The 11,445-nt window shown below is 40.7% G+C and carries 9 protein-coding genes; 3 read left to right on the forward strand and 6 right to left on the reverse strand.

What is annotated here, in order from left to right; genetic code table 11:
- The 4 genes from CJD30_RS06945 to lolA form a co-directional block, all read right to left on the reverse strand.
- A complete protein-coding gene (locus tag CJD30_RS06945) occupies positions 1-1,251 on the reverse strand; it encodes an ArsS family sensor histidine kinase (RefSeq protein WP_294917761.1) in 1,251 nt (416 codons plus the stop codon).
- Positions 1,238-1,906 carry a response regulator transcription factor gene (locus tag CJD30_RS06950; protein ID WP_294917763.1) on the reverse strand — a complete coding sequence of 223 codons (669 nt, stop codon included), beginning with the start codon at positions 1,904-1,906 and terminating at the stop codon, positions 1,238-1,240. Before CJD30_RS06950 ends, CJD30_RS06945 begins: the two co-directional genes overlap by 14 nt.
- Positions 1,907-1,970: 64 nt before the next feature.
- Positions 1,971-2,624, reverse strand: coding sequence for an EF-hand domain-containing protein (locus CJD30_RS06955; RefSeq protein ID WP_294917765.1), 654 nt, complete (start codon positions 2,622-2,624; stop codon positions 1,971-1,973).
- Positions 2,625-2,718: 94 nt separating this feature from the next.
- Entirely contained in the window at positions 2,719-3,237 is a 519-nt protein-coding gene (gene lolA, locus CJD30_RS06960) for a LolA-like outer membrane lipoprotein chaperone (protein WP_294917767.1), read from the reverse strand.
- Between the two features lie 118 nt (positions 3,238-3,355).
- Here lolA and secA point away from each other — a divergent pair, with 118 nt between their 5' ends.
- Complete coding sequence (secA, locus tag CJD30_RS06965; RefSeq protein WP_294917768.1) at positions 3,356-5,923, forward strand: preprotein translocase subunit SecA; 2,568 nt, start codon at positions 3,356-3,358, stop codon at positions 5,921-5,923.
- The gene (locus tag CJD30_RS06970; protein WP_294917770.1) at positions 5,920-7,116 is read left to right on the forward strand and encodes an ABC transporter permease; all 1,197 of its coding nucleotides are present in this window, start codon (positions 5,920-5,922) and stop codon (positions 7,114-7,116) included. Before secA ends, CJD30_RS06970 begins: the two co-directional genes overlap by 4 nt.
- A 30-nt stretch (positions 7,117-7,146) precedes the next feature.
- Here CJD30_RS06970 and CJD30_RS06975 read toward each other — a convergent pair whose 3' ends face one another.
- Positions 7,147-7,320 carry a hypothetical protein gene (locus CJD30_RS06975; protein WP_294917771.1) on the reverse strand — a complete coding sequence of 58 codons (174 nt, stop codon included), beginning with the start codon at positions 7,318-7,320 and terminating at the stop codon, positions 7,147-7,149.
- Between the two features lie 54 nt (positions 7,321-7,374).
- Positions 7,375-10,278, reverse strand: coding sequence for an AsmA-like C-terminal domain-containing protein (locus tag CJD30_RS06980; RefSeq protein WP_294917772.1), 2,904 nt, complete (start codon positions 10,276-10,278; stop codon positions 7,375-7,377).
- Between the two features lie 211 nt (positions 10,279-10,489).
- Here CJD30_RS06980 and mltG point away from each other — a divergent pair, with 211 nt between their 5' ends.
- The gene (gene mltG, locus CJD30_RS06985) at positions 10,490-11,434 is read left to right on the forward strand and encodes an endolytic transglycosylase MltG (protein ID WP_294917774.1); all 945 of its coding nucleotides are present in this window, start codon (positions 10,490-10,492) and stop codon (positions 11,432-11,434) included.
- Positions 11,435-11,445 lie beyond the last annotated feature (11 nt).

Below are 11,445 nucleotides of genomic sequence, written 5' to 3' on the forward strand. Positions count from 1 at the left end.
TTATAGCACTATTCGAAAGGTGTTTATCTCATTATCATAGTGATAATCGAGAGTAAACCCATGTTTTTTTAAGATAGCATGAGTGATATACAGTCCCAATCCCAAGCCGGTCATTGAACTCTCATAGGTACGGTTAAACGGTTTTTCAAAACATCGGTTCTCATGAGGAAGCGGATTGCCGAGATTGGATATTTCGATGGTGTTGCTCAAAATCCTAATGGTGGGTTTCGTATCAGAGTATTTGAGGGCATTATCGAGAAGATTTTTGAGTGCAATCGCAAAAAGCTCAAAATCGACATGGATGATGAGTCCTGAACCTTCTCCTCTGATTTCAAAACTATTTTTAGTGCACAGTAAAATATCGCACGCATGATCGAGCAGATCAACAAATCGGTATTCACGAAGATTGAGATCCCACTCACCGCTGTTAAAGCGTTCCATCGTCGAAAATTCTCCGAGCAGATAGTTCATACGAGAGAATATCCTCTTTAGCCGTTCCTGATCTTGGGAACTTTCGAGACAATCGGCGGTCAGAGAACCTTTCATAATCGGAGTCTTGAGCTCATGGAGGATATTGCGCAAAAAGAGAGAACGGGATTCTTTCATGGCGGCGATTTTTTCCAAAGCGTGGTTAAACTCACCGGTAATTTGCGCTATTTCATCTTTCCCCTCTATCTCAACATTTAGACGGGTATCTCCCTCTTTAAAATCGATGATGGCATTTTTCAACCGATGCAGAGGAATGAGTTTATTGATGATGTACCCAAAGAAGAGAAGCATTAACAGATCCATCGCTCCAAAAACACTCCAAACCAGCCAGGTAGAATGGGGTTTTAAATCTTGCAGTACAATGGATTGAAAATGGTTGTCGGCATGAGGAGGAGGGGGAGGCAAATCGAACATGTGAGGTTCGAACGGTGGTTTCGGCGAAGAGGATTTTACGAAAAAGACGTTTCCATTGAACTCGATCATCTCTCCAAAAGGGAAATCTGCTATGGTATTTCCTTGTCTTTGAAGAAATTCTCGAGACAAAGAAGAGGGTACAATCATCAATTGATGAAGTTCACCGTCTATATTTTTGTTTTGGTGATGGATTAAATGTTCTGCCAAATGAAAGCGGCGCATTCGATCCCCTTCCGTCTCTTTCTCAAAATGGATATGGGCAATCCAAAAAAGAGTATTAATAGTAATTAATATGATTAGAAAAAAGAGAGAAATGAAGGTTAATAGGGAGTGTTTATTGATTGACAAATTTGTATCCTATGCCCCGTACAGAGAGAATATAGCGGGGATTTTTCGGATCGTCACCGATCTTTTGGCGAATTCGCCCCATAATGACATCAATACTTTTGAGACTGCTCTCATATTTGATAGATCCGATATTCATTAAAAGTTCTTCTCGGGAGATTGCGTATCGTTCTTTTTTCATCATGTAATTGACGATATCGTATTCGGCCGGCGTTAGTTTCAAGAGTGTTCCGTGGCGGGATATCTCACGTCGTTCTTCATCGAGCTCAAAGGGTGATATGCTTTTCGGTAGAGTAGGATGGAGACGTCGCATAATCGCATCAATCCGAAATATAAGTTCCTGTGGATCATAGGGTTTTGGGAGAAAGTCATCCGCACCGCGGGAAAATCCCATCATTTTATCCCGTATATCGGAACGTGCAGAGGAGATTATGATGGGAATCGTGCTTTCTTGGCGGATCAAACGGCATATTTCCATACCATCCATTTGAGGCAGTGAAAGGTCGAGAATCAGTAAATCAAATGTTTGAGTTTGGAAAAGGCTCAGACCTTCCAGCGGGGTTAATGCTATAGTAACATCTATATGATCTTTATATAAACGTGACTTTAGTAATTCGGCGAGTTCCACATCATCTTCGATCATCAATACTTTTATCATGGTTCGATTATAACGATGAAAAAGTAAATATTAAGTAACATATACCCGTAATCACGGGTATGTATTATGCGCTAATACTGAGAGTAGACGTAGAAGAGTTTGTTGTATTGCTATTGCTGCTATAGTGTGATAGAAGCTTTTGAAGCCAGTCATTATTCGCTTGAGTGGAAGCTGATGTACTTGTTCCGGTATTAGTTTGCGATGTAGAACCGTTTGTACTCGATTTTTTATCAAATAATGCGGCTAATTCATCTTGTGATATTGAACCGTCTTGATTGGTATCCAAAGCCGAAAAAATTTCACTTAGAGATGAGCTTTCAGAACTCTCTGTTGATGAAGAGGAATCACTTGGCGGAGGCGGTGGCATTCCACCCGGTGGAGGAGGCATATGCCCCTCTTTTCCTTGCGGTTTCATGTTTTTCAATGCAGCCATAAGCTCATCGGTACTTAAACCGCCATCGCTATTGGAATCCAATGTATTAAAGACATCGGTTGCTGAAACGCTGCTTGAAGAGGACGTGCCCGAATTGGAAGTGAGGGATTGGACAGCAGCGCTAAACTCCGATGTATTGACACTTCCGTTACTGTCTGTATCAAGAGATGTTAGAAGCTGCTGAGCGATATCTTCAAAATTGGGCTTCGACTTTTGTTGCGACGAAGATACCCCGGAAGAGCTGTAAGACGAATACGCACTACTATAGCTAGAACTAATGGTCATGGTATACTCCTTGTCAGGTGTAGCAAGAATATTTCTTACTCGACCAGAATCTTAGAGCAGCTATAGTAACTTTTGGGTAACACTCATGTATAAATCAGCGGTCTTTGATAACATCAAAATCTGCAGGAATAAGGGGCTTGAAACGGCTCGCATCGATCGGTTTGTTTTGAGACGGATTGGAAAAAGCAATTGAGACGCGGTTGTCATACCCGTCGGTATAGCTGATAGAACTGAGCGTATCGTTTTTGAATAATACCGTATACACTTGCCCTTTGACGGTTGCAGAATACTTATCTTCGTCGACTTTTTTGGCTTTTTGAATAATTTGTAAAAAATCAATCTCATCATCCAGCGTGCGAAGTGTTACTTGTTCAATTTGAGGCTCGATGACCGTAATTTTTTGACCGTTGATAAAGACGCTTTTTTGGATCGGTTTTTGATACACCCAAAGAGCATTTTGCGGTTTAGAAGCCCACAACTCACCGGAGTATACGATTTTTTTTCCATTGCCGTCAAGAATCGTTTGGAGAAATTTTCCGTTAAAAGAACTGATCTCTTTAGGAGATGCAAAAAGGGTCATAGTTACAGAAAAGAGAAGTGGTAAAAAACGCACAGAAAATCCTTGAATAGAATAGATATGACATTGTATCTAATGCTCATTAACCAAAACAATAGATTTCGTATGTTAAAATCAGCGACTTTTTCAATATTGTTCATAATGAAGGCTTTTAATGCTCCAAACGTTCCTCGGTAAAATTTTCGGTACTAAAAACGATCATGAAATCAAAAAATACAACAAACGCGTACAGCAAATCAACGCTCGTGAGGCTCACTTTTCAGCACTAAGCGACAGTGATCTTCAGGCAGCTTTTGCATCACTCAAAGAAGAGGTGCAAAATAACACCAAAACATTGGATCAGGTTTTGGTCGACTCGTTTGCTATTACTCGTGAAGCGTCTAAACGTGTTTTAGGGATGCGTCATTTTGATGTACAGCTGATCGGCGGTATGGTATTGCATGAGGGTCGGATTGCCGAGATGAAAACGGGGGAGGGTAAAACTCTCGTAGCAACATTAGCGGTAATACTCAATGCGATGAGCGGCAAAGGGGTTCATGTCGTAACGGTCAATGATTACCTTGCCTCACGTGATGGGACTCAAATGTCTGAATTGTATGCCTTTTTGGGATATTCGACGGGGATATTGGTCGAGGAAGGGTACAATCCTGCCAATAAACGTCAGCAGTATGCGTGTGACATCACCTACGGAACGAACAACGAGTTCGGGTTTGATTACCTCCGTGACAATATGACCTATTCACGTGAACAAATGGTTCAACGCGGTCACTCTTACGTCATCGTCGATGAGGTAGACTCAATCTTGATCGATGAAGCGCGTACTCCGCTTATCATCTCCGGACCGACTAACCGAACGCTTGAGAACTATACCCGCGCCGATGCGGTTGCAAAAGCGATGATCAAAGACGAACATTTCAGTGTCGATGAAAAAGATCGTTTGATTCTAATCACCGAAGAGGGGATCGCCCGGGCAGAAGAGCTTTTTGGTGTGGATAACCTCTACAGTATTGAGAACTCGGCTCTTTCGCATCATCTCGATCAAGCACTCAAAGCGAACTATATTTTTGAATGTGATGTCGATTATGTGATTCAAGAGGGACAGATCGTTATCGTTGATGAGTTTACAGGACGCCTCTCCGAGGGGCGTCGTTACTCTGAAGGACTTCATCAGGCATTGGAAGCCAAAGAGGGTGTCATCATCAAAGAAGAGACTCAAACACTCGCCGATATCACCTACCAAAACTACTTCCGTATGTACAACAAGATAGGCGGTATGACGGGTACTGCACAAACCGAAGCGACTGAATTCGCTCAAATCTATAGCCTTGATGTTATCTCGATTCCGACCAATGTTCCGGTTGTTCGTCAAGATTTAAATGATCTCATTTACAAAACAGAAGCAGAAAAATTTGCAGCTGTAATCGCAAAAGTAAAAGAACTTCATTCTCTAGGTCAGCCTGTATTGATCGGTACGGCATCGATTGAAAAATCGGAAAAACTTCATGCATTGATCAAAGCCGAAAAAATCCCTCATACGGTTTTGAATGCGAAAAATCACGCTCAAGAGGGTGAAATTATCAAAAATGCCGGGGCTAAGGGTGCTATTACGATTGCAACCAACATGGCTGGACGCGGTGTAGACATCAAAGTAAGCGATGAGATCAAAGCGCTTGGAGGATTGTATATCCTCGGAACGGAACGACATGAAAATCGCCGTATCGATAATCAGCTCCGCGGGCGTGCAGGGCGTCAAGGAGATCCGGGAACCAGTCAGTTTTATCTCTCACTTGAAGATAACCTCTTGCGCATTTTCGGCTCGGACAAAATCAAAGCGATTATGGAACGTCTCGGTGTTGAGGATGGAGAATATATCGAATCCGCAATGGTCACCCGTGCGGTAGAGAAAGCACAGAAAAAAGTGGAAAATATGCACTTTGAAGGGCGTAAAAACATCGTTGAATACGATGATGTTGCAAATGAGCAACGTAAAATCGTTTATCGTTTCCGCGGTGAATTGCTAGATCCAAACTATAGTATAGCTGAGAAAATCAATTTGATTCGAACAGATTATGTTGATCGTACATTGGCATATTGCGGCATTTTTGAGGGTATTTCCGAAGAAGAGATCGATCTTGATCGTTTGGTGTTGACCATCAAAGAAGAGATGAACGCTGATATCGATGTATCGATTTACAGTGATAAAGCATTTACAACAATTCATGACACGACTCTATCAATACTCAAAGATCAGTACGATCAAAAAATGTCGGTCGTGGATGATAAAGTACGCAGTGAAATCGAACGTGAAATTTATCTAAAAACTCTCGATACTGCGTGGCGTGAACACCTTTATCAAATGGACAGTATGAAAACGGGGATTCGTCTACGCGCTTATAACCAAAAAGATCCGTTGGTTGAGTACAAAAAAGAGAGTTTCAATCTCTTTAGCGAATTGGTCGAGACGATCAAATACGATACGATCAAAACACTTCATGTTATCCAATTTAGAGTTGAAAGCGCAGAAGAAGAGGCTGAAGCGTTTGCACGCCAAATGGAATTGGAAAAACGCCAAGAGGCGATGCGTATGAGTCTTAATCATCAAGAACACGATACAGAAGAGAAAAAAATCGCCCGAAATGACGATTGCCCGTGCGGAAGCGGTCAAAAATATAAAAACTGCTGCGGAAAATCGGGACCAAAAAAAGGGGTATTTGCCTCTTGAGTATCGTCTCCTATCTTGTCAAACGATTTTTGCGCTTTGACAAAGAGCAGCCATTTATCTTCCTCTCCGCACTTCTTGCATTTTCAGGAATCGCCCTAGGGGTGATGGTTCTCATTATTGCCATGGCCCTTATGAACGGATTTGACAATGAGTTCAAGAAAAAACTCACTGTCATGAACTATCCGATTACGATTCAACCAAAATTCTATGCTGCCTGTGATACCGCTTTGGTTGAAACACTACGTGAGAAATTTCCTGATTTATCCTTTAGTCCGTATGTCACATCAGCTGTTTTATCACGCAATGATGCACAGATGGAGGGGGGATATTTATTTGGTGTTGATTTTGCACAAGAAGCAAAAGTAAATCGTGTTGTTGCAGAGGGGCTGAGAGAGGGAACTCCAAATAAATTTGAAGTGATGGTCGGTAAATCACTCAAAGAGGAATTTCAACTCAAAAAAGGGGATAAACTTACCTATATTTTTACTCAAATGGAACCGGGTGGTTTGGCTCTTACCCCTAAAATTAAACGTTTCGGCGTCGTTACCACCTTTAATTCTGGACTGAGTGCTTATGACAAAGGGTTCTCCTATACATCTATTGACTCATTGCAGCGTATTTTAGGTATTCCAGAAAATCTTTATGACGGTATTCATGTTCACTCTCCTAATCCGGAGGAGGATATCAAACGTCTTGCTGCAATATTGCCCGATACGGTTTCTGCTCGCGGATGGTGGGAGGATAACGGCAATTTCTTTGCCGCTTTGAAAATGGAGAAAATGTCGCTATTTATCGTCTTGATGCTCATCATTCTCATAGCAGCGATTAATATTATCTCCTCATTGCTCATGACGGTAATGAATCGTAGAAGTGAAATTGCTTTACTGATCTCACTGGGTGCTTCAAAAGCTGAAGTCAAAAAAACATTTTTGATTTTGGGAATAGTGATCGGAGTACTTGGAATCACTACGGGGGCAGTATTAGGCTTCTTGGGAATGTGGGTATTAGGGACATTTGATATTATCTCATTACCTGCAGATGTTTACCCTACATCAACATTACCTCTTGATTTGAGTGTGATCGATTTCTTCTCAATTATCTTAGGTGCATTTGTAATTGTATTACTCTCTGCATGGTATCCTGCCAAAAAAGCATCTGAAGTCGACGTACTGACAGTTTTGCGGAACGAATAAACGATGCTACAGCTACTTGGTAGCTGTAGATCATGCTTTTATATCGAGGTTTTGACCTAGACCGGTAAGCTCTGAGCCTGAAACGGTAGGAGCGGGCGATGCACTCTCTAAAACTTTCATTATTCCCTGACCTTGTATTTCCAGCGCTTTTTTCATCGCATACAGTTCGGGACCCGTTCCAAGATTGGTGTTGATTGAATCCATTAGCGACACCTCCTCTAAAGGATCATCTTTATATCGGTATGAAAAGAGAATAGTTTAATGAGATTTTTTATTGGTGTTTTTATCGTCTAGCATCCACAAAAATGGATAGACTAATGTCCGTTTGAGGATATTAAACGGTGCGGTTGCGATCTCCTTGGCAATTGCTGTTTCGACTTTCGGATCGTCAAGTTTTCCATTAAGTGATAAAGTAGTTGCGAGTGAACCGTCATCTCCCAGTAATATATATCCTACCATCGGTACTTTGCCCAATGCTGAACCTAGATCCGTTTTTAGTGTCAGAGTCCCTTCTAGCTGGTTCTCATTAAAGTCGGCGCGACCATTGCCCATGATCTTCATTTCGGGAGAGTTTAAAGTGAAGTTATCGACAAAAACAACTCCTTTTTTATAAGCGATATGGGCATACCCTTCATCAACCGGTAGTCCTTTTGCATTGTAATTCGGTAATGAAAAAGTGGCTAACGATGGAATAGTGTTGATAAAAGCAAGGATATTATTCATCACCTTATAATCTTTCAAAATGGTGTGTTCTACTCGCATAAGACCATCAAAAGCATCTGCTTTTCCATTGGCTTGAAAAGAAAATGCTCCACCGCTAAAATCACTCAGAGCAAAAAGATGTTCCATAAATTTGTCATTGAATCCCTCTCCTTCGATTGAAAAGAGATCGTTGCGTATTTTTAAATTTGCTGTGCCGTTCATATAACGCAATGAAGCATCAAACTTATCATCAACCATGATTGCACTAAACGTATCGGTAAGAATTTTTCTCCCTTTCATCAGATACAAATAGGAATTGGTAGCATACATATGAACCGAAGGTGAGGGATCATTGCTTGTAGGATGAGAGGCATCTTCACTATGTTCCGAAAGAAATTTAAACAAAACAGGAAGATTTAATCCCGCATTATTAGCACGCACATGAATTGTTTCAGGCGTTTGAGAGATGGTAATGCGATCGTTCACCCGTACGGTAGTCGTAGTGTTTTGGTGGGAACCGCTAAATTTATAATGAGACAACGGAGCGTCATTAATGAGCATAAGGGGATAGGGATAATCAATTTCTCCATTGAATGTGTAACGGGAACTTTCTCCCGAATAAAAGAGATTTAAAAATCCGTTATTGATATTATATTTGCGAAGCAGAGGTGATTTGTTTGAGAGAAGAGAAATATCGTCCAATGATATTTTCCATCCTTTTGGTATTGTTGCAAAGTGGGCTTTTAATGAAGGAGCACTGATTGTCAAGACATCGTCTTTTGTATTGAGTTTGAGTTCCAATGACTCCTTTTTATCAATAATAGGAACCATTTTTGGTGAAATAGGGAACATATTGTCTAAAGATATCGTCCCTTCTTGTTCATCAATACGGTACTCTCCGTTAAAGCTTCCTTTGAAAAGGTCCCCCAGTACAGTTTCAATATCTTCAAATACAATCGTATTATTTTTATATTCGGCATCAAATGGAGAAATTAATACAGGAAGTTGATGTATCGACCACGCCGAACTGTTACTGATGCTGAAATGAGCGTTTTGATCTTCATAGTGTATATCAATATTCAGCGGAACATGTTGAAGCTCGATTTCACCAAGTTTGAATTGCTTGAGATGGAGTTTTGCATCGGTTTGTTTTTTCATACCGTCAAAGACAGCCTGAACAGAGCCGCTAATCGTATTGGAAAGGCTAAAGGCAAGGGAATTAACACTGACGGATGCATGAGTATAATCAAACGGGGCACTAAACCCTTCAAGCGATAATTTCTCACCAAAGAAATTCCAATGAGACGGTTGTACGCTTAGTGTATCTCCTTTGGGTTCGATAATGTAGCTGACATGCACCGGTTCATTTGTATTGTGGAGGGTTAGATTGCCTTGGAGTGCAGATACAGCGTATGCATCGATATTAATCATCCCTTTTTCCAAAGTCGCATCGTATTTTCCTTCGACACGTGCACTCGCTAGATTATCTCCGTAATGGGCAATAAAATGATCAAAAGTAACATTTGTACCATCGAGATGTACTATGCCGCCTTCTGTTTTTAGAGGTATTTTATCGAGGAGAATTTCAGATGTCGAGGGGGTGAATGTCCCTTTTGCAACCGTATTGAAATCGTGCAAATCGATGGATAGAGTTAAATCAACGGCACACTCTCCCAGGGTTTGTTTGATAGGCAAATCAATCTCATAAAACTTGAGCAGCGCTAAAATAGGATCATTTAATTTGGCATGCTGCGTGCGGATAAAAGCATCCAACATCGTATGTTCAGTGGAAAAATCAATCGTTAGATAGCTTTGTTCAGTAGGAAGAGAATAAAAAGTACCGTTTCTTGGAAGAATATAGAGCTTCCCTTTTGAAAAATTGAGATCGATTTTGGATGCATAAATCGGTTCAAATCCGGTTGCAAACGCATAAGACCCGTTGAAGAATGTGGCATCCGCTTTAAGACTCTGAAGCAATTCGCTTGGATTGCTATAATGAAACTTTCCGCTCAGATGATTGAGTTGGATAGAGGAGGCTTTTGCATATTCTGCAATCCATGGGACGACATCTGGCTCAAGTCTGGCAAAAGAGACCAAGGGCTTCAGGGTAGTAAAACGATGACTCGCTTGTAGCGAGAAACTAAGCGTATCTGTGTCACCTACAAAAAAAGCTGTCATTTTAGGTGTTTGAGGCAAAGCGAGTGTAATGAACCCTTTTAAACGTTGTGACGTAAGATCAATATCAAGATGGGTACTAAACGTTGCTTCATTGAATTGATACGCAGGCAATACGAAATGAAATTCGGTTGTGTTGAGATCAAAATATCCGATGAAATGCTCATTTTTGGATCCCAATAGGGAAATTTTTCCCTGCTGATTTTTTTGATACTCCAAAGAAGCGCTAAAGCTTTTATAGTGAATTTTTTCTATGTATATCGTAGCTATCCAGTTATCGACCATACGTATAATATCGGGGAGTTTTGATAGAGGTTTTAATGATAGGGGGGTGTTATCTGTTTTTAGGTCCGTTAAATCTAATTTTGCAGCTTTGATATGGAGTGAATCGTCCCATTTTAGGTATAATTTCTCAACTTTGACCCCCCCTAAGGAAAGCTTGTCGATGCGCAAACCCTCTACTAAAGCGATAAATGTAAAAAAACCGAGAAAAAAAATGAAAAGTAAAAAAAACAAGACACTTCTATGGGTTTTAGGGATTATTTTGGTGATGATTGTATCTTTCATAACCTACCTGCTCTCTACCGTTACATCACCAAAAATCGTTTATATCCCGCAAGGTTCTGTCTTTAAAAGTATATCACACCTCCAAAAAGATGGGGTAAATCTCTATAAAATGGACGCTTTTATTTTACGAATGTTAGGGCAGCCTCAACAGGGGTGGATTGAGATAAAAGAGCCTAAAATGACACGTATTGAATACCTATATTTATTGACTACGGCAAAAGCGATCAGTAGGGCCGTTACATTGATCCCGGGAGAGACGACAGAAATATTTTTACGGCAGATGGCAGATGAGCTCTCGTTGGACATTGATAAGCTGCATGAGGCGTATGATAAACATGCCAGGTTGAAAGAGGGAAATTTCGTACCGGAAACGTATAGCATTCCTAATGAAATCAGTGAAGAAAAATTGATTGTGCATCTGTTGAATGAATCCGACAAGAAGATGAAAAAATTGGCAAAGCAGTATCATATGGATGCTAAAAGTCAAAAATGGTTACAAATTGTAACAAAATCATCGGTTATACAAAAAGAAGCGGCATCTATAGCTGATATGCCTTTTGTCAGTTCAGTTATCGACAATCGTATTAAAAAAGGGATGCGTCTACAGATGGACGGTACTCTCAACTACGGCGAATACTCCCATCAAAAAGTTACGGCTGCGCGAATTCGAAATGATAAAACTCCCTATAATACGTACAAAAACAAAGGATTACCTCTTTATCCTGTGTGTAATGTATCCAAAGAAGCGGTTGATGCTGCGATCAATCCAGCCCGTACCGATTACCTCTATTTCGTGAGAGGCAAAAATGGAGAGCATGTCTATAGTAGTTACTTTTCTACACACCACAAAAACATAGTAAATGCTACAAAATGAAACATATTTGC

The organism is Sulfuricurvum sp. PD_MW2, assembly GCF_002633015.1.
Classification (GTDB): Bacteria; Campylobacterota; Campylobacteria; order Campylobacterales; family Sulfurimonadaceae; genus Sulfuricurvum.

Coding starts and splice junctions, on each gene's coding strand:
- CJD30_RS06950 (WP_294917763.1), bottom strand. CDS start 1,906: ATGATAAAAGTATTGATGATCGAAGATGATGTGGAACTCGCCGAATTA.
- CJD30_RS06955 (WP_294917765.1), bottom strand. CDS start 2,624: ATGACCATTAGTTCTAGCTATAGTAGTGCGTATTCGTCTTACAGCTCT.
- secA (WP_294917768.1), top strand. CDS start 3,356: ATGCTCCAAACGTTCCTCGGTAAAATTTTCGGTACTAAAAACGATCAT.
- CJD30_RS06975 (WP_294917771.1), bottom strand. CDS start 7,320: ATGGATTCAATCAACACCAATCTTGGAACGGGTCCCGAACTGTATGCG.
- CJD30_RS06980 (WP_294917772.1), bottom strand. CDS start 10,278: ATGGTCGATAACTGGATAGCTACGATATACATAGAAAAAATTCACTAT.
- mltG (WP_294917774.1), top strand. CDS start 10,490: ATGAAAAGTAAAAAAAACAAGACACTTCTATGGGTTTTAGGGATTATT.